Annotated in this window: 18 protein-coding genes; 7 read left to right on the forward strand and 11 right to left on the reverse strand. The window is 61.0% G+C overall.

The features are described 5' to 3' along the window. Window positions 1–129 precede the first annotated feature (129 nt). The gene (locus IPM16_07470) at window positions 130–501 is read left to right on the forward strand and encodes a roadblock/LC7 domain-containing protein (protein MBK9122949.1); all 372 of its coding nucleotides are present in this window, start codon (window positions 130–132) and stop codon (window positions 499–501) included. Window positions 502–519: 18 nt separating this feature from the next. Further along, complete coding sequence (locus IPM16_07475) at window positions 520–1,374, forward strand: response regulator (GenBank protein ID MBK9122950.1); 855 nt, start codon at window positions 520–522, stop codon at window positions 1,372–1,374. Window positions 1,375–1,541: 167 nt separating this feature from the next. On the opposite strand, the gene IPM16_07480 is transcribed toward IPM16_07475, so the two are convergent. Beyond that, complete coding sequence (locus tag IPM16_07480; GenBank protein ID MBK9122951.1) at window positions 1,542–1,964, reverse strand: hypothetical protein; 423 nt, start codon at window positions 1,962–1,964, stop codon at window positions 1,542–1,544. Between the two features lie 160 nt (window positions 1,965–2,124). Here IPM16_07480 and IPM16_07485 point away from each other — a divergent pair, with 160 nt between their 5' ends. Together IPM16_07485 and IPM16_07490 are read left to right on the forward strand one after the other, a co-directional pair. Beyond that, window positions 2,125–3,324 (forward strand): hypothetical protein, encoded by a 1,200-nt coding sequence (locus tag IPM16_07485; protein MBK9122952.1) that lies wholly within the window; start codon window positions 2,125–2,127, stop codon window positions 3,322–3,324. 2 nt (window positions 3,325–3,326) lie between these two features. Further along, on the forward strand, window positions 3,327–3,998 hold the full coding sequence (locus IPM16_07490) for a CYTH domain-containing protein (protein ID MBK9122953.1): 672 nt from the start codon (window positions 3,327–3,329) through the stop codon (window positions 3,996–3,998). A gap of 44 nt (window positions 3,999–4,042) precedes the next feature. On the opposite strand, the gene thyA is transcribed toward IPM16_07490, so the two are convergent. From thyA to IPM16_07515, 5 genes are read right to left on the reverse strand one after another with little or no spacing between them, the layout of a single operon-like run. Then, on the reverse strand, window positions 4,043–5,023 hold the full coding sequence (gene thyA / locus IPM16_07495) for a thymidylate synthase (GenBank protein ID MBK9122954.1): 981 nt from the start codon (window positions 5,021–5,023) through the stop codon (window positions 4,043–4,045). After that, window positions 5,020–5,619: a dCTP deaminase gene (locus IPM16_07500; protein MBK9122955.1), complete on the reverse strand. Its 600-nt coding sequence runs from the start codon at window positions 5,617–5,619 to the stop codon at window positions 5,020–5,022. The genes thyA and IPM16_07500 overlap by 4 nt, the downstream gene beginning before the upstream one ends. Then, window positions 5,616–6,785, reverse strand: coding sequence for an o-succinylbenzoate synthase (gene menC, locus IPM16_07505; protein MBK9122956.1), 1,170 nt, complete (start codon window positions 6,783–6,785; stop codon window positions 5,616–5,618). Before menC ends, IPM16_07500 begins: the two co-directional genes overlap by 4 nt. A gap of 11 nt (window positions 6,786–6,796) precedes the next feature. Next, entirely contained in the window at window positions 6,797–7,693 is an 897-nt protein-coding gene (locus IPM16_07510; protein MBK9122957.1) for a GNAT family N-acetyltransferase, read from the reverse strand. 10 nt (window positions 7,694–7,703) lie between these two features. Beyond that, entirely contained in the window at window positions 7,704–8,660 is a 957-nt protein-coding gene (locus IPM16_07515; GenBank protein MBK9122958.1) for an NAD(P)H-binding protein, read from the reverse strand. 178 nt (window positions 8,661–8,838) lie between these two features. Between IPM16_07515 and fabF the strand changes: the two genes are divergently transcribed. From fabF to IPM16_07530, 3 genes are all read left to right on the forward strand, one after another. After that, the gene (gene fabF / locus IPM16_07520) at window positions 8,839–10,095 is read left to right on the forward strand and encodes a beta-ketoacyl-ACP synthase II (GenBank protein ID MBK9122959.1); all 1,257 of its coding nucleotides are present in this window, start codon (window positions 8,839–8,841) and stop codon (window positions 10,093–10,095) included. Continuing rightward, a complete protein-coding gene (locus tag IPM16_07525) occupies window positions 10,082–11,281 on the forward strand; it encodes a ketoacyl-ACP synthase III (protein ID MBK9122960.1) in 1,200 nt (399 codons plus the stop codon). The genes fabF and IPM16_07525 overlap by 14 nt, the downstream gene beginning before the upstream one ends. Before the next feature lie 108 nt (window positions 11,282–11,389). Further along, complete coding sequence (locus IPM16_07530; GenBank protein ID MBK9122961.1) at window positions 11,390–12,412, forward strand: hypothetical protein; 1,023 nt, start codon at window positions 11,390–11,392, stop codon at window positions 12,410–12,412. A gap of 65 nt (window positions 12,413–12,477) precedes the next feature. Here IPM16_07530 and IPM16_07535 read toward each other — a convergent pair whose 3' ends face one another. The 5 genes from IPM16_07535 to IPM16_07555 form a co-directional block, all read right to left on the reverse strand. Further along, window positions 12,478–13,848, reverse strand: a complete 1,371-nt coding sequence (locus IPM16_07535) for an extracellular solute-binding protein (protein MBK9122962.1) — start codon at window positions 13,846–13,848, stop codon at window positions 12,478–12,480. Between the two features lie 106 nt (window positions 13,849–13,954). Then, the gene (locus tag IPM16_07540; protein MBK9122963.1) at window positions 13,955–14,767 is read right to left on the reverse strand and encodes a carbohydrate ABC transporter permease; all 813 of its coding nucleotides are present in this window, start codon (window positions 14,765–14,767) and stop codon (window positions 13,955–13,957) included. 121 nt (window positions 14,768–14,888) lie between these two features. Continuing rightward, window positions 14,889–16,142, reverse strand: a complete 1,254-nt coding sequence (locus IPM16_07545) for a sugar ABC transporter permease (protein ID MBK9122964.1) — start codon at window positions 16,140–16,142, stop codon at window positions 14,889–14,891. A 103-nt stretch (window positions 16,143–16,245) separates the two neighbouring features. After that, window positions 16,246–17,214: an alpha/beta hydrolase gene (locus IPM16_07550; GenBank protein ID MBK9122965.1), complete on the reverse strand. Its 969-nt coding sequence runs from the start codon at window positions 17,212–17,214 to the stop codon at window positions 16,246–16,248. After that, window positions 17,211–18,614 (reverse strand): deoxyribodipyrimidine photo-lyase, encoded by a 1,404-nt coding sequence (locus IPM16_07555; GenBank protein ID MBK9122966.1) that lies wholly within the window; start codon window positions 18,612–18,614, stop codon window positions 17,211–17,213. Before IPM16_07555 ends, IPM16_07550 begins: the two co-directional genes overlap by 4 nt. Between the last annotated feature and the right edge of the window lie 6 nt (window positions 18,615–18,620).

The following is an 18,620-nucleotide window of genomic DNA, read 5'->3' on the forward strand; positions in this document are numbered from 1 at the left end:
CTCCGCCGCCGATTCTAACGACTCCTCCCGCGAACACATAGCGGGAAATCTTTGGCATTGCGACACAGTTTTCGGTTACTATAAGATACATTCAGCGTGTTTGCGCGAAATCCTAAGGAGCGTTTGGCCTTGACCAAATCTCGTACAGAACAACTGCTCGAACGGCTGCGCGAACTGCTTTCGTCAACGGGCGATATCGAGGGCGCCGTTGTCGTGAGCGTGGACGGACTGGCGATTGCATCCGCGCTGCAGGCCGGCGTCGAGGAAGACCGCATCAGTGCGATGTCGGCGGTGATGCTGTCGCTGGGCGAGCGGATTTCGGGCGAGCTGGGCCGCGGCGAACTTGAGCAGGTACAGGTGCGCGGCGTCAACGGGTTTGCGATCCTCAACGCTGTCGGCGAGGAGGCCGTGCTCACGGTCATGGCGCGCAAGGAAGCCCGCTTGGGCTTGATCCTGTTGGAAATCTCGCGCACCGTCAAAGACCTGCTCCCGCTGATATAACCCCTGCGAGGCCCGCGCATGGGCGGCTCTCACCTCCTAATTGTCGAAGACAATGTCGACCTCAACGAGATGGTCTGCGAGCTGTTCGAGCGCGAAGGCTACGTCGTCATGCCGGCCTTCACCGGAACAGAGGCGCTCGAAATCACGCGCAGCAAACGGGTCGACCTCGCGCTGCTCGACGTGAGATTGCCGGATATAGACGGCTTCGCCGTGTTTCGTCACCTGAGGGAAAACCCGGAAACACGCCGCATACCCGTGATCCTGTTGACCGAACGTCGCGAACGTTCCAACAGGCTTCATGGGCTTGAGCTGGGCGTGGTCGACTACATCACTAAACCATTCGACTCCTACGAACTGAAGCTGCGCGTGCGAAACGCGCTCAGCCGCTCGCAAATGCGCAAGTCGTCCAACCCGGTGACGGAGTTTCCGCTTGCACCGGAGACCGATCGCAAGCTGGCGCAGTTGTTCGCGTACGCGTCGGAGTGGACGGCGTTTCAGCTCAGCTTGGTAGACATCGACCGATTCAAGAACGAATACGGGTTCATCGCCGGCGCCGACCTGCTGCGCGCGGTTGCGCTCACCCTGCGCAGCGTTCTGCGCGATCTCGATCAGGAGAGCGCGTACGTCGGACATGTGACGACTGACGACATCGTGTTCCTCGTTCCGCCGAATGTGGCCGACAAGGTTGTGGAGTCGCTCAAGTCCCGGCTAGCCGACGTGTTCCCGCGGTTCCTCCCGCCGAAGGCCCGGCAAGAGGGCGCGCGTCCGGTCGACATTCGCCTCGCGCGCGTCAATCACGACAATCCCTCGGCAAAGAGTGTCGATGCCTTGCGAACGACGCTTAAGTCCTCGTTGAGTTCTATCGTGTACTAAAATGCAAAGTTGAGAGTGCTGAGTGATGAGAGACGCGTATGCGCCGCGCTCTGTCACCCGATCAATACTCCAAGATCGACAGCCGCGTCTAACAACAAACGAATACCGGCTTGAATCGAAAGCGGGGCCGCGAAGCCCCGCCTGCTTTTAACGTTCTGCTGCTAGAACTAGTTCTCGCTCACCTGCGAGCGGCGTGCGATACGGCGCAGGCCCTGATACGCGGGATTGCCCTGAATCTGCGCCCAGCGCCCCGCCCCGCCATCGGTGTGCCACTCGACAACGTACAATCCTTCGGGGTCTTCGTACTCCAGCACGGGCACTAGGCCGAACAGCATCTGGCGCACAACCCCGATCAGGTCCTTGCGCTTCTCGCCCATCCGAAGCACGAAGTACTTGCCCGGTTCCCACTCGAAACGCACCAGCATGCCGTTCCAGTTGCCTTCCATCTTGATCGGCACCGTCCACTGCGTGCAGATCATCGACAGACCCTGCAACCGGTTCTTCCACAGCGTGTGGTTGATGCGCTCTTCGATGTAATACGGGCGTGGTTCCGGTGTACTGTAGAACCACTTGCGGGCGTCCGTCGCCATTGCGCTTCCTCGCTCGTACTGCCGACTGTGCGTGACGGCGGCATTGTACCGCGCGCCTGCCCTACGCGCCAGTGCAGCATCCCCTACAGCGACTTGCCACGAACTGCGTTTTGGTCCAAGATGAACAAGGACATTCTGTATCTGGTCGTGGAGGGTTGTTATGCGAAAGCTTTCTCTGCTCGTCGTCGCGGCAGGGCTTGCGCTGTTGATGTTGTCGGCTGCCGCCGCGCCGTTTCAACAGCAGACCATTGAAGTTGGCGGCAGCGTGACCGTGATCGTGGACGACGAGGGGCCAGCCGCGGCAGCACCGGTCATCCTGACGATCAGTGAACCCAGCGTGGTGACATTGTTGGCGACCTCGGCAGACGAGACCGACCCGGTGATTCGTTTCGGCGACGCCTACGGACGGGAGATTATCACCATCGACAACAACCCGTCGTCAGAGGTTGCGGTCAAAGCGACCGACGCGGCCTTCGACAACACGCTTCTGATCGCCGGGCAGTACGTCGTGCTGGTCGGGCGCAGCGGGCTGGCTGGCTCGGGCGAAATCACGTTGAGCGTGCTTCCCGGCGACGCAGGCGCAATCGGGATCGGCAGCATTCAGGTCATAGAAGGCGAGCTTGCGCCATTCGAACGTTACCAGTTGGACATGAATCTCGAAGCCGGTGAGGTCATCTCGGTCGCTGCGATCGGCAAAGAGCCGGAGTACGACCTGCGCCTGAACCTGCGCGACCCGGCCGGCAGCGTCATTGCGCGCAATGACGACAACGACACGTTCGATTTGTTCTTGAGCGACCTCGATCCCCGCCTGTATCGCGTAACGATCGGCGAGGCCGGCGTCTATACACTCCAACTTCGTCCATTCAACGATCAGGAAACCGGCACGTTTGCGCTTGTCATCCAGCGGCACGGCAAGCTCAGCGGCGAACCACGCACCGAGACCCTGACCGGCTCGTCCGAAGTGCGCGCCCGGAACACGTTCTATGTCGACTTCGAGGCTGGCGAGATCGTCCGGCTGACCGCACGCGCGCTCAACGACAGCCTCGATCCCGAGATCGAAGTTCTGACGCCGGACGCGATCTACGTCGCATCCAATGACGATCACGGCACCGAAGCGACCGATCTTGGCCGCTTTGACGCACGGGTCGAGCGCCTGACTATCGAGGAAACCGGCGCGTACGAACTCAACGTCAACAGCGTCTCCGGCCGCGGCGAGTTCGAGGTCGTGATCGAGCGGTTCGGTGTCTTCAGCGCGGCAGACCTTCCGCCGATCGACACCAGCGCCGGGCAAGTGATCGTTGTGACACCGGCCCCAGCCGACAGCATTCCGCCTGAGGCCACTGCCGAGCCGTCGAGCTAGCGATGACGTACGAGATCGAACTGAAATCGCTGCTCGGCGGGCGTGACGCTGCGGACGCTCTGCGCGCGAAGCTGCTTGAACGTCAAGCGCAGCTCGTCGAGCAGAGCAAGCAGCTCAATCACTACTTCATGGGCAGCGCACTGCCATCGCTCGCGACCCGCATGACGAGTCACCTTTCGCCCCGTGACGCGGCGCTGCTCGACAGCATCACCGTCGCTGCACGTTCGGCATCGGTCCGTACCCGGTTGCTCAATGATGCGGTGCTGCTCATCGTCAAGGCGGCGGTGGACGACACGACCAGCGAAAACGGCATACAGCGCCGCGAGTTCGAGGCCTTAGTCACCACGCTAGACCTGAACGCGCTGGACAACGAAGTGGTGGCGGCTGGATATCAGGTTCAGGCGCGCTGGTCACGGGAACGCGATGCGTATCAGTTGGCGGACGGGACGGTCGTGTGCATCGACCGCAACGCGGGCTATGGTTATCTGGCGGAGTTCGAGCGCGTGGTTGACGACGCCGATCGTGCGGCAGAAGTGGAAGCCGAACTGCGCCGGCTGATGGCCGAACTCGACTGCGAGGAGTTAGCGCAGGATCGCCTTGAGCGCATGTTCGCCCACTACAACGCCAACTGGCCGGACTACTACGGCACGGACAGGACGTTCGTCATCGAATAAGTACCAACCGGCGCGCTGAAGGGTTTCAGCGCGCCGGCCTTCTCTTATGCCCCGCGGCTCTGAAATTCCTTGCGGTCTTCCTCGTTGAAGCCGCCGACCACGGTGATCTCGCCGCGAATGAGCGGGTGCGGGTCGTACCCTTCGAGCGCAAAGTCCTCGTAAACGAACGAGTCCAGCTCGGTCTTGGCCGGGTTGATGCGCATTGCCGGGAACGGACGCGGCTCGCGGCTCAACTGTTCCCGTACCTGCTCCAAATGATTGCTGTAGATGTGCGCGTCACCCAGTGAGTGGATGAACTCGCCCGGTGCGTAGCCACACACTTGCGCCATGATGAGTGTCAACAGCGCGTAACTGGCAATATTGAACGGAACGCCGAGGAAGAGGTCGGCGCTGCGCTGGAACAACATGCAGCTCAGGCGCCCTTCCTGCACGTTGAACTGAAATAGCGTGTGACAGGGCGGAATCGCCATCGACGTGCCGGGCGCGGCCATCTCGTAGATGTACTCCGGGTTCCAGGCGCTCACGACGACGTGCTTTCGATCCGGGTACTTCTTTAGTTTCTGCACTGCCCACGTCAACTGGTCGATCTCACGGCCATCCGAGGCGGGCCAGCGCCGCCACTGACGCCCGTACACCGGGCCAAGTTCGCCCCACCGGGCCGCAAAGTCGGCATCGTCGCGAATCTTGCCGATGAACGACTCCTCGGTCAACTCGGGCACGCTGCCGGCGGACGCGGCTTTCTTGTACTCCTTGTACGCCCAGTCGTCCCAGATGTGCACGTTGTTGTCGACCAGATACTTGATGTTGGCATCGCCGCGCAGAAACCACACCAGTTCGTGGATGATCGCCTTCGCATACACTTTCTTGGTGGTCAGCAGCGGGAAACCCTGAGACAAGTCGAAGCGCATCATGCGGCCGAACACGCTGCGCAAGCCGATACCCGTGTTGAACTCCTTCTTCTCGACGCCGTTGTCGAGCACGTCTTGAAGCAGGTCGAGGTACTGATGCTCCGGGTGTCGTGTCATGCGTCGCTCCTTTTCGTAGCAGGCTGATCGGGGTCGTCGCCGATCCTGCTGCCCTGCGCGCTGTCCTGATTCCGGTATTTCGCTTCCGCCTTCTTCCAGTACGGCGTGTCGACCGGTGTGCTCAGCGGTTCGAACGTCACCGAACACACGCGCATCCCCGGATAGAGCGCAACCGGCATCTGCCCGTGATTGGCGAGTTCGAGGACGATTCTTCCGCGCCAACCAGGGTCGATCACGCTTGCCGTGGCATGGACGATGATTCCGAGCCTGCCGAGGCTGCTTCGCCCTTCGAGCCGCCCGACGATGTCATCCGGCAGTTCAACGCGTTCGAGAGTGATACCAAGCACAAAGCTGCCCGGATGCAGCACGAAGGGTTGCTCCGGCCCTACCGTCAGCGACTTCATGATGCTTTGGCTGGCACTCGGGTCGCGCACGTCGATAAACGGGTGGCGGTTGTACTCGAACACGCTGAACTCGCCGCTCAGCCGTAGGTCAAGCGAGCATGAGCCAAGCTGTGTGGCAATGTCCGGCGCGGGGTCGACGATGATGCGGTTTTCCCCGAGCAGGCGCTTGATGTCGCGGTCGCTAAAGATCACCGCTCTTCCCCCAGCTGATGTCGATACGGATAGTTGGCAACCCAGTACGACTGCGCTTCAAGGACCCGGTCGCGCTTTACGTCGACCGAAATGCCGTACCCGTCCGGAACTTCGATGGTGCTGTTGATGCCCAACACGAACGGCGGTTCGGTCAAGTCGCGCTGATAGTACCGGTCGGTCGCGGAAATGTCACACGGCAGGTTGACTCCCGGAAGCGACGCGAATGCGAGATTGGCGGCGCGTCCAACACCGGTCTCCAGCAGCCCTCCGATCCACAGCGGAATCTCGTGCTCGGCGCACACCTTGTAGATCTCGAGGCTTTCGGTGTAACCGCCGACCCGCGCGGGCTTCAGGTTAATGATCTTGCACGCCCCGATTCCGATGGCCAGGCGGGCGTCGCCGGCGCTGTGGATGCTCTCGTCAAGACAGATCGGCGTGCGAAGCTGCGGTTGAAGCTTGCTGTGATCGTAGATGTCGCTGGAGCCGAGCGGCTGTTCGATCATCAACAAGTAGAACTCGTCCAGCTTCTTGAGGTGCTCGGTATCGGCAAGCGTGTACGCACTGTTGGCGTCCAGCATCAGCGACAGGTCGGGATGCTCTTCACGGACGGCGCGCGCGAGTTCGATGTCCCACCCGGGCTCGATCTTGAGCTTGACACGCCCGTAGCCCTGATCGACGCGCTTGTTGACGATGTCCATCGTCGCTTCGACCGAGTCCTGAATACCGATGCTCACGCCGACCAGCGCCCGACCGGACGGGGCATTGCCCTCTGGCAAGTGCTTTGCGAATGCGTCGGAAAGACCGATCAGGTTCGACTTTGCCCATGCGTCCCAAACGGCGGCCTCAAGCGCGTACTTCGCCATCGGGTGCCCACGAATCGGCGCAAGGCGCTTGGGGACTTCGGTCGGCGAGCTGAAGCGGTGGCCGACCAGCGCCGGCACAAGGAATTCGCGCATCACGTGGAGTGCAGTGCCCATCGTCTCGTAGGCATAGCTCGGGCGCATCTTGGTCGGGCACTCTCCCCAGCCCACAGCGCCTTCGGTGGTTGTTACTTCGACGATTATGGCGGACTTGAAGGGTTCGGCGCCGTAACTGGTCCGAAGCCGTTCAACGAGCGGTAGTCCGACCGGGTACAGCCGGACATCGGAAATGGTAATCGCGTGCATTTCATGCATCCTTATTGCGGTGAAGAGAAATCAAATCCATAGTCCGCGCTGAACAGGTAGAAGACGCGGTCGCGCCCATCCACCATCCCGCGCAGAAAGTCCGAAATGAAGTAGCCGTGCTGAAACAGCGGCAGCATGGCATCGCGTATGTGGGCCTGCCAACCCTGTGCGATCTGCGGCTCGGTATCGGCGATGGCGTCGAAGGCGAGCGGTACCTCGACCAGCGCAAACGACGTGTCGACGTCGTTGTAATGCTGACCGTAGACCGTCATGCCGTCAATCGTCGACGTCGGATTGACGATCACCGCGCCTGCGTCGAGGTACTGCTTCACCTGAAGGTCGACCCGGCTCCCAAACAGCCGTTCCTCGACACGACGGTGGGTAATCCACCACTGCACGCGCAGACGATCCGACCAGCCAAAGCGCGTCAGGCCGCCGCCGTCGCGGGTGCCATACGCGTTAATCTTGTAGTCGCGGACGATACCGCCTAGTTTACGTAAGTTCAGGTACGCGTTCTGCGCTCTGAGCGGATCGAACGTCCACGTAACAAGCCGGATCCCGAGGGCGCGCGCAACGTCACGCTGGGTGAGCTTGAGCCGATACCCGACCCCAGCGCCGCGATATTCGGGCAGCACGACCATCCGTTTGCTGCCGATCACCAGATTGGCCATGGCCGGACGATCCTTCACCTCCGTGTCAGTGCCGATCAGCCCGATCAACACGCCAACCATCCGTGGACCGTCATACGCCGCCAGCACGTGCCCGCCGTACTCGACGATCGAGTGCAGCATCTGTGCCGGCACGACCGACTCGGTGTCGTTTCCCCAGTACGTACGCTGGAGGTCTACCGCCTCGTAAAACTCATCGAGCGAACTCAGCGCCCGAATTTCAACCTCAGTCGTTCCCATGCCTCACCCTTTAGGCTTCGCGCGGGCGTGCGCGCAGGACGTACGCCAGCGCCCGCAGGAGATAGCGTTTGTTTGGCAGATAACCTACCAGCGAATCTTCGAGTCGGCGCGGCCGTACCCCGAACACGTCGTAGGCGTTAGCGATGCGTGCCGTGTGATTGGTGGCAAGCAGATCCAACCATTGTGGCGTCAACAGCGACCGGCGCCACACGGCCGCCGCAAGGCGCGCGGACATGCGAAGCAGATACGGTGGCGTCGGTATGATCAACCGCCGCATTCCGGTTACGCGCATTATCGTCCGTATCAGGTCGAGGAGCGTCGTGTATTCCGCTCCGCCAACCTCTGTCGTCAAGTCTACCGTATCGACCCGCTCGAGCGCCGCTACCAGCACCGACACGACGTCTTCCACGTGAATCGGATGCAGCACGATCTCACCACTTCCGGGCATGAGAAAAAAGACCGGGTTGGTGCTCAACATCATCGCGATGTGGTTGATGAACGCGTCGTCCGGGCCATAGATCAAGCCGGCGCGCACAACCGTATACGCCAGTCCGCTGGCCTTCACTGCCTCCTCAACCTGACCTTTGACGTTGAGCAGCGTGTAACCGCTCGACGGCGACGCGCCAAGGTGGCTGAGCACAATGATCCGCCCGACGCGCGCGGCACGTGCCGCGGCGGCAAGGTAACGAATCCCTACCAGCTCGACACGTTCGAGGTTGCGCCGCCTCCCCCACCACTGGGCACTGTCGAGGTGAAACACGACGTGCACGCCGGTCAATGCGCGGTACAACGTCTCTTCGTCGCTGAGCACGCCGGTGACGATCTCGACGTTCGGGTGTGACGACCACTCCGGCAAGCTGCGCGCTTTGCGCGCGCTAACGAGCACCCGTACCGGATAGCCCGCCTCCAGCAGTCGCTCCACCAGATGACGCCCGACGAATCCGGCCGCGCCGGTTACGAATATCATCGCGTAAGGTCCTACCACATTACGCGGTCATTATAAGCAGGATGTCGGGGCACGTCACCCATCAACGTCGTTGGGGTTCTATTCAATGTGAGACCGACTACGACCTTACCGGAGCGCCGCACGATGGGCTATGATTGGTGCTAAGTCAGCGGCGCTTTGAGGGAATGGAGATTGCGACGTGTCGAGGAGACGGGTTGTCGTTACCGGCCTGGGCATTATCTGCCCGATCGGAAACACGGTAGAAGAATCGTGGCAAAACGCCGCCAACGGCGTGTCAGGCATCGCGCCGATCCAGTCGTTTGATCCGAAGAACCTCGAAAACCGGTTCGCCGGCGAGGTGAAGGGATTCGACGCGGAGGCATTTCTTGGCAAGCGGGAAGCGCGCAGAACGGATCGTGTCACGCAGCTAGCGCTTTACAGCGCGTATTATGCGATGCAGGACAGCAAACTCGAAGTTACCGACGACAACCGCTATGAGATCGCGTCGATCGTCGGCACTGGTATTGGCGGCATCCACACCATCTACGAGAGTGTGCTCAAGTTCCTCGAAGGCGGCGCAAAGCAGGTCAGCCCGCTGCTCGTGCCGATGATGCTTCCCGACGCGGTCAGCTCGCGAATCTCGATGCAGTACGGCACACGTGGCCCGAACTTCTCGTTAGCGACGGCATGCGCAACCGGCAACAACTGCATTGGCGAAGCGACCGAGATCATTCGCCGCGGTCAGTCCGTAGCTGCCCTTGCCGGCAGCAGCGAGTCTGCGCTTGTCGAGCTGACGATCGCCAGCTTCAACAACATGACCGCCATCAGCCGTCGAAACGATGAGCCGCAGCGGGCAAGCCGCCCGTTCGACAAGGGGCGCGACGGCTTCGTGGTATCTGAGGGCGCCGGCGTCATCGTGCTTGAGGAACTCGAACACGCCAAGGCGCGCGGCGCGCACATCTACGCCGAGATTCTCGGCTATGGGCACACGTCCGACGCGTATCACGTGACCGCGCCGATGGAAACCGGTGAAGGCGCGGCAATGGCCATGACGCGTGCGATGGAAGACGCAGGGATCACGGCCCAAGACATCGACTACATTAATGCGCATGGGACGTCCACCCCGCTCAACGACAAGGCCGAGACGACCGCCATCAAGCGTGCGCTGGGCGAGCAGGCCTATAACATCCCGATCAGCTCGACCAAGTCGGTCACGGGCCACTTGATGGGAAGCGCAGGCTCGGTCGAGGCCGTCCTCACGATCATGGCCATGCAGAATAACTTCGTCCCGCCGACAATCAACCTCGACGACCCCGACCCGGAATGCGACTTGAACTACACGCCCCACAAGGGCATCCATCACACCATCGACATCGCTATGTCCAACAGCTTCGGCTTTGGCGGGCACAATGCCGTGCTCATATTCGGCAAGTACTCAGAGAATGGCCGCAACTAACCTCAACGGATCGTCACCATATTACGCGCATATCGTCGGCTGGGGGCTGGCGGTACCGGATAATGTGATGACCAACGACGATGTATCTGCCATCGTTGACACCAGCGACGAATGGATCGTCGCGCGTACCGGCATCCGCGAGCGGCGCATTGCCACCGAGCGCGAGTCGACATCGACACTCGGGCTGAAGGCGGCACAGGTCGCGCTGGAAAAAGCGGATATGCTGCCGATCGAGCTTGACTTGATCATTTGCGCGACATCGACGCCGGAGAACATCTTCCCAAGCGCAGCCAGCCTCATACAGGATTGGCTCGGCGCGTCGAAAGCCGGTGCATTCGACCTGAGCGCGGCGTGCTCCGGCTTCGTTTATGCCGTGCAAATGGCGGCGCAGTCGATTCGCGCCGGCGCGATTTCACGCGCGCTGGTTATCGGCAGCGAGACGATGAGCCGGGTACTGGACTGGCAGGATCGCGGCACGTGCATCCTGTTTGGGGATGGCGCAGGCGCGGTCGTTCTCGAGCGCAGCACCGAGCCGGGCGGGGTGCTATCCGGCGTGCTGCGGTCGGACGGATCGGGTGGCGACCTGCTCGGCATCCCGTCGGTCGGCAGCATCGACGTGTCGCTCGCTCAGATCATGGTGGACGGGCACAGGCCCTACAAGATGCACATGTCCGGCGGCGAGGTCTTCAAGTTCGCCACGCGCGTCATCGGCGACAGCATCCGTCAGGCATGCACCGATGCCGGAATCACCCTCGAGGATCTCTCACTAATTGTGCCGCATCAGGCCAACTTGCGGATCCTCGAAGCAGCGGCGCGCGCGCTCGGCGTCGATAAGTCGCTGTTCATGTGCAACCTTGATCGCTACGGTAACACATCCGCCGCAAGCATTCCCATTGCTCTGGCCGAAGCTGCCGGGCAAGGTCGTATTAAGCCGGGCGACTACGTAGCGATGGTCGGTTTCGGTGGGGGTCTCACATGGGCGGCGATGGTCGTCCAGTGGACCGAGCGCCAAGCCGGAACCCGCTTCGGCGCGCCGCGCCGGCAGTTCAGCTACACGCTGTCGTCCGCACGCTCGACCGCCCGCCGGATCGGCAAGCGCTATTCGGAGATCCTCAACCGCATTCGGCCCGAGCGCGGACGCATGGAACGCCTTCGCCGCCGCATCGAAAAAACCGAGCTTGAGTAGGTAACTGGCAGCGCGTTTCAGCGCTCGGTGTTATCTTCACTCGCTCAACATCCTCTATCCACACCAAGCAGGCCCCTTGCGACTGTTTCGCGTCGAGAGGACGCTGACATGATCAAACTCATCCGCCGTGCAATCGTGCGCTCGGCGTTGCCGCGAGTTATTGTCGGGATCGTTTGCGTTTCGGGTGCTCTGTTGGCCACGCAGTCCGTCCGCGCGTTCCGCACTGCAACGGCATCAGCTCCGGTCGAAATCACTGCATCGCTGCTCGCTCAAGTGAGCCCGCCGCTTCCTCTGTACAATGTGCGGGCACACGCTCGGAGAGTCTTCGCGACTGAGATCATGACGGTCGTAGCCAACGGGAGTACGGTCAACCACTATTACGTGCTCATCTTCGATGACGGACTTCTGCTGATGTCCAGCGAGGATCCGATCGACACTGCACAGCGTACGTGGAGCGGAAGTCTCGTTCCTATGGAGCCTGTCGAGCTGTCCGATGTCTATGCACCGGTTCTGCGCGGCAATCCGGAATTCGAAACGCGGTTCCCGCGCGCGATCCTGCGCGCAGGAGGACTGGCAAGCGAGAACTTCGATACGCTTGGTGTAGTCGGGCTAATTTTCGGAGTCTACGGCTTGGTTCTGATCCTGATCAGTACGTGGCGCGCCAGTCAGTTCAAGCTGCATCCGTACTATCGCGCGCTCAAGCGGTTCGGAAGCGATGCCGAGGTATTGACACTGCTGGAACAGGTTGAGGCGGAACTTCCCTCGGGAAAACGCGCAGGACGACTCACCGTGACGGACAATTGGGTCGTACTTGCGGATTCGGTGTTTGGCCTCATGCGCAAAGACGACATTGTGTGGATCTACGAAGCACGGGAACGCGGGATTGTCTACGCCACGACGGTGGGTCGTGTCCAGGTCATCGCTGTCGACCGCCTCGGCGGGAAACTCACGGCCAAGGGCTCCAAGTCACTGATGTTCGAAGATATGAGCGCACTGCAAGACGCTGCGCCGTGGGCAACCGTCGGTTTCAGTACGACCAACCGAATGCTTTGGGAGAGTCAGCGCGACACCTTCATCGCCAGAGTCGACGCTCGTCGCGCAGCGCGGTCGCAGACGCCACCGCAGTCGTGAGGGAACGAAACAGGGCGCCCCGCAAACGGAGCGCCCTGCTTGTCGATGCTGCGACCGCGGTCGAACTAGAACGAAGACGCAGCTTCCAGCTCGGCGTTAGCGAATTCGTTCAGCTCGTCGAGGATCTCTTGTACCGGCCGTGTGTCGCTACCGGTGAAGATCAACGGCATCACGCGCGCGGTTTCTTCACGGACCGGATCGTAACCCGGAACGGGCGGCTCGGCCTTGGTGTACGGCAGCAGGTCGAATGCAGCCTTGTAGGCCGGATACGACTCGATGTACTCCGCCAATGCCTCTGCGCTGCTGGCGCGCACCGGGAAGTAGTTGCTCGCCAAGCCCCACTCGGCCTGAACTTCGGCAGTGGTGTAGTACTTGACGAACAGCCACGCAGCCAATTCAGCCTCCGGCGTCGTACGCGGGATGCTCACGCTGGCACCGTAGATGTTCTGCACCGGGTTCTCGGTCGTGTGCGGGATGGCCGCGAGGCTAAACGTGTGTCCAGCGCCTTCGCTGACGGCGGTCTCGTAGAACGGCAGACCCGAGCTGCTGCCGACCGTGAACATCGTCACACCGTTACCGAAGTTCGTCTGGTCTTCGAAGCGCTCGAAGATTTCACCCGCGCAGCCCTTGTCGTACAGTCCCTTGAGGAACGTCATCGCCTCGACGGCCTCAGGGCTGTTCAGCGTGTATTGATTGGCCTCAAGGTCGAAGATGTCGCCACCGCGCGCGAACGTCCAACTCGCGAAGCGCGAGCCGTCGTAGCTGAGCTGATAGCCGATGGCCCCTGTATCGCTGGTCGCGCCGCTGAACGGATTCGCGGTTGCGGCGCAGGCGGCTTCTTCAAACTGCTCAGGGGTGGTCGGCGGGCCGTCGAAGCTGATCGCGCCGGCAGCGCGCAGCTCAGCAAGCCAGTCGATGTTGTAGTACATCACTTCCATCGAACGATTGGGCGGGAAGCCGAGGCGCACGCCGTCGTACTGCGGGAAGACGTCACCCTCATAGAAACCGGGGAAGAAGTCAGCGACCTCTTCCTCCGATAGACCCCACATCTCGCTGTCGATCAGACCGTTGATGTCGACCAAGCCATCAAGCAGGTAGTAAACGGCCGACTGATTGGCGTAGGCGACGACGAGGTTGGGAAGCGCCTCACCGGTAGAAAGGCTAACGGTCATACGGTTGTAGATGTCGTCGTAGCTGCCCTGATTGATCGCTTCAACCGTGATGCCCCACTCATTGCTCGCGTTGAAATCGGCGACGATCTTCGCCAGTTCCTCTTCACGAGCACCGCTGTGCTGATGCCAGAAAACGACAGTTTGGCCGGACGGGTCGACGCTTTCCCAGTCCATTGCCATCATGTCATCCTGCGCGCCTACCGGGAACACGAAGCCCGCCAGCAGCAGCGCGAAAACAAGCACCTTACCGAGTCTGCTAACCATGCTGATTTGTCTCCTCCTGATCAGCGTTCCTACACAGCCCCGCAGGCGATCTGCAGGGCGGGTTCCATTATACGGCGGTGCCTTTTCCGCACCTCCGCAGAACCTCCTAGCCTTTCAGCCCCGTCGTCGCGATACCTTCCGTAAACGTCTTTTGCGTTAGGAAGTAAAGCACGAGGATGGGGGCAATCGTGATCAGCGCGCCGGCCATCAAGAGCTGCGTTCGCGTACCAGCTTCGTCGCTGAAGTTGTACAGCCCGACCGTGATCGGCCGCAGGCGGTCGCTGTTGGTGACGATCAAGGGCCACAAGAACGAATTCCAGCTCGCAATGAACGTCAGCAGCGTGACCGTCATGATCGGCGCGCGGCTGATCGGCAGCACGATCTGGATCAAAAACCGGAAATGCCCCGCCCCATCGATGCGCGCGGCGTCCCACAGCTCGTTCGGAATGCCGACAAAGAACTGACGCAGCAGGAAGATACTGAACGCGCTGCCCATAAACGGGATCGTCAGGGCCGCATAGGTATCAATCCAACTGTTATCGTAGGACCATGAGAAGATACCCGCGTCGGTCCCAATCGCCGGCAGGGGAAAAATCCGGCCCGCAACCATCAAGTAGTTCGGAATTAGCGTCACCGACTCCGGAATCATCAACGTGATCAGCAGCAGCGTAAACACGACGTTGCGGCCGCGGAACTTGATTCGCCCGAATGCATACGCCGACAGGATCGACACCACGAGCAAGCCGGCGATCGTAATCCCTACGATGATGCACGAATTGAGGAAATAGCGGCTGAACTGCGCCTCTTCCCAAGCTTCGATGTAATTGTAGAACTGCGGCGACTCAGGCAGCAAGCGACGCACCTGAGTCTCGCCCAACGTCATCAGCGAGTTCGAGATCATCCACAAGAACGGAAACATCGCGACCAACGCGAAGATACTGATGCCCACGTAAAGCAGCACGTCGCCGACAGACACGCCAAGTTCCCGCAGCGGATTCCGCTGTGACGGGGGCGGTAACGCGGTGCGAGGCAGAGGTGCATCAACCATAGAACACCCGCTTCTCCAGCAAGCTCCGTTGAATCTGCGTCATCGCCAGCACGAGCAGCATGAGCACAATCGCTTGAGCCGTGGCTTCCGCCCATCGATTCTGCGCTCGGAACGTGTCAAAGATCACGAGCGCTGACGTGTCAAGCGTACCGGCGTTGGTCGGTGTTCGCATCACGAACAACGTGTTGAACGCCGTAAACGTGCCGATAAAACCGAGCACAGATAGGTAGAACGTTACCGGCGACAGCAGCGGCAGTGTGATGTGCCGAAAGATGTTCCAGTCGGTCGCGCCGTCGACGCGCGCCGCTTCGTACAGGTCGCCGGGAATGTTGCCCAAGCCGGCCATAAAGATGACCGCGTTGTAGCCGGTATAGGTCCAGATGCCGAGGATAATAACGACCACCAGCGCCATGCTGGGACCGGCAATGAACCCCTCCAGGTTCCACCCGAATGCGACGTTCAGGAATGGCCGCGGTTCTGCTAACCATCGCTGTACGTCGCCGCCAAACAACTGCACGAGCTGGTTCATCGGCGAAGTGTCGCGTCCGCTGAATACGGTACCGAAGACAACCGCCGCCGCTACGGTAGGCGTCACGTATGGAAGGAAGAAGATGGTCCTGAAGAACGCCTTCGCCTTAACACGGTGGTAGAGCACGTAAGCCAGGACCAAGCCGAGCGCAAGCTGCAGAGGAATGCTGCCGAATGCGTAGTAGATCGTGATCTGCAAGCCCTTCAGGAAGGCTTGGTCGCGCGGGCGCAGCGCGCCGGTCATGGTGTTGTAGCCTTCGCTGATGAGCGTAATGCCCACGGCCATCACCAACAGCCCGGCAACGATTCGCAGCACGGCGTAGACGTTCTCGTGCCGCTTCGAGAACAGGCGAGTCCACACGATGTACGCGACGAACAGTCCGACAAGTCCGAGGGCAAAGAGTGCCGCCCCGCCCCAATCGCCAAGCACAGCCGATTCGTAGTTGCTCAGGCAGCTTCGGACTAACGCAATAAAGTCAACCGGCTCGGAATCACACAAGATCGCACCCTGCCGGATGCGCCATGTGTGGATGCTCATGTACGCGGCGTAGCCGATGGGGAAGATGCCGAATATGAAGATCAAGATCACCGAAGGAGCGACGAACAACCACCCGGTGATGTTTTCGGTGGTCCGCTGATGCTTCAGGAACGAAAGCCACCGCCTCGAGTGTGCCGAAGAAGAGGCGCTGGTCGCTGCATGTTGCTCAGTGACGGTCACAAGCTGATCCCAGTGTCTTCGACCCGGCGGACAGATTGGTCCCGACTCTATCGGACCGTCGTTATGCGCGGGTCATCACGATGTTAAGCACTGTTTAAGGCGCTCAGCGATTGTACACATGCACAAGGAAGTCCAGCAAATCTTTGTTGAAAGCCTCGCTCTGTTCCTCCATCGGGATGTGGCCGGTCTCAGGATAGGTTATCAGTTCAGCGTCGGCGAGCACGTCGGCGAGGGATTCGCCGACGGTGAGCGGCACCCACGTGTCGTCCTCGCCCCAGATGAGAAGGATCGGCATTTCGAGATTCGCCAGTGCCGTGTCGTCGGTTTCCATGTCGGGCATGCCTTGCGTCAGCAGCTTGAGGAAGGCTGCCTCCCATCCCGGTAGTTCGAACGTCCTGCCGTAGACTTCAACGGCATCCGCCGGAATCTTGTCGGGGTCGTAATAGGTGCTGAAAAGAATATCCGCGAACCGTTCAGGCGTGAACACGGCGCGGACGGCCAACTGCGCCAACGGTGACTCCGGATCGATAGCGCTGATGCCGCTAGCCAGCCCGGCCAGCGGCGAATCTCCGGCCGGTGAACCCATCGCTTCCGCCGCTTGCCGCGTGAAGACCGCGCCCGCCGCGAACACCAGCCCGGCTACGCGTTCAGGATATGCGATTCCGACATTGGCAACGACACTGCCTCCGGCGCTGTGTCCCACCAATACGGCGCGATCGATGCCAAGCTCGTCCATCACACTGATCGTGAGGTCGCGGTAGAAGGCGTCATCCCACGTGATGTCGATGCGCTTATCGGCAAAGCCATACGGCGGGCGATCAAACGCCACAACCCGATAGCCCGCTTCTACCAAGGGGTCCATCGTGTAGCGCCATGTCACGACCGACCCTCCAAACCCGTGCAGAAGCAGTACAGCCGGAGAATCCGGATCTCCGCGGTCGATGGCGTATACACGAACGCCTTCAATCGTGAGGTAGACGCCTCCTTCATCCGGCACTGGCAGCGTTTCCTGCGCCTGAGGCAACAGTGTCATGCTTAACATCAACAGCACGGCCAGCACGACTCTTGTCATGATTTCGCTCCCTTGAAGGCATTGAGTGCGCGCAACCGCGCGTCCCGATGATCGACCATTGGCGGCGGATAGTCCCGCGGCGATTCCGGCGCTTCCCACGGTGCGTGTAGGTACTTCGCGGGCACGTCGGCCAGCTCCGGCACCCACCGCCGGATGAACGAACCGTCCGGATCGAATCGCTCGGATTGGTTGACGGGGTTGAAGATTCGGAAGTACGGCTGCGCGTCAGTGCCTGTGCTGGCAGCCCACTGCCACCCACCGTTGTTTGGCGCGATGTCGCCGTCGAGCAAGTAGCGCATGAAATGCGCCTCGCCATGGCGCCAATGGATCAGAAGGTCTTTAGTCAAAAAACTGGCAACGATCATGCGCGCGCGGTTGTGCATCCATCCCGTCGCGCTGAGCTGGCGCATTGCCGCGTCCACGACCGGAAAGCCGGTGCGCCCTTCCGCCCACTCATCGAACTCGTCACCCGCGTCGCGCCACGGCACGCCATCGTAGGCACTGTTGAAGTTTCGGCGGGTCACGTCAGGAAAGTGCCACAGGATATGCGTGTAGAACTCATGCCAGATGATCTCGTCCATCCACGCTACCACCGAGGCGCGTGCTTCGTCGTCGGGCGCCTCGCGATATGCGTCCGCGGCAGCCGCACGAATCTGGCGGGGCGAGGTCATCCCCCAACGAATGTACGGGGACAGCGACGAAGTTCCGCTGTTCGCGTCGAACGGGTCGGCAAGACGGTTGCGCGTGTCCCGATACGCGAAGATTCTATCATCCAGAAAGGTGGAGAGTCGGTCAGCCGCTGCGTCTTCACCGGCCGCGGGCAACGGGATGTCGTTGGTCATCCCAAACATGTCGAGTGCCGGCAGCGCGCCGGCATGTTCGTCCGGAATCTCTGCCAACTTACCCCTGAGGTCGTATGCGAGGGGTTCGCGATTCGACTTTGGCACACTGCGCCACCGGGTCTTGAACGGCGTATAGACCGTGTACGGCTTGCCCGACGTGCTCTCGATGTCCCACGGCTCGACCAGCAGGCGGTCTTGCACGAGCGTAAGCGGAATGGGCTCAAGCGCAGATTCGACGCGGGCTTCGCGGACGCGGGCGTAGGGGGAGTAGTCACGGTTGCCGACGACAGACTCCACATCGAGGGCCCGGGCGAGCCGCGCAATCTCAGCCTCGGGCTGGCCGCTCGCCACGACGAGTCGTCCTCCCAAGCCTTCCAAGTCCCGCTGGAGCGACCGAAGGCCAGCGAGCATGAACGCCGTGCGCGACGGGCTGGCAAATCGGCCGTTCAGCAAGCGGTCGTCAAACACATAGGCGAATAGGGGCGCAAGACCGCGCTGCAGTGCCCAATGTACCGCGGCGCTGTCGTGCAGTCTCAAGTCGCGACGCAGCCAAATCAGCGCGCG

The sequence above is a fragment of the Candidatus Flexicrinis affinis genome, assembly GCA_016716525.1.
GTDB lineage: Bacteria > Chloroflexota > Anaerolineae > Aggregatilineales > Phototrophicaceae > Flexicrinis > Flexicrinis affinis.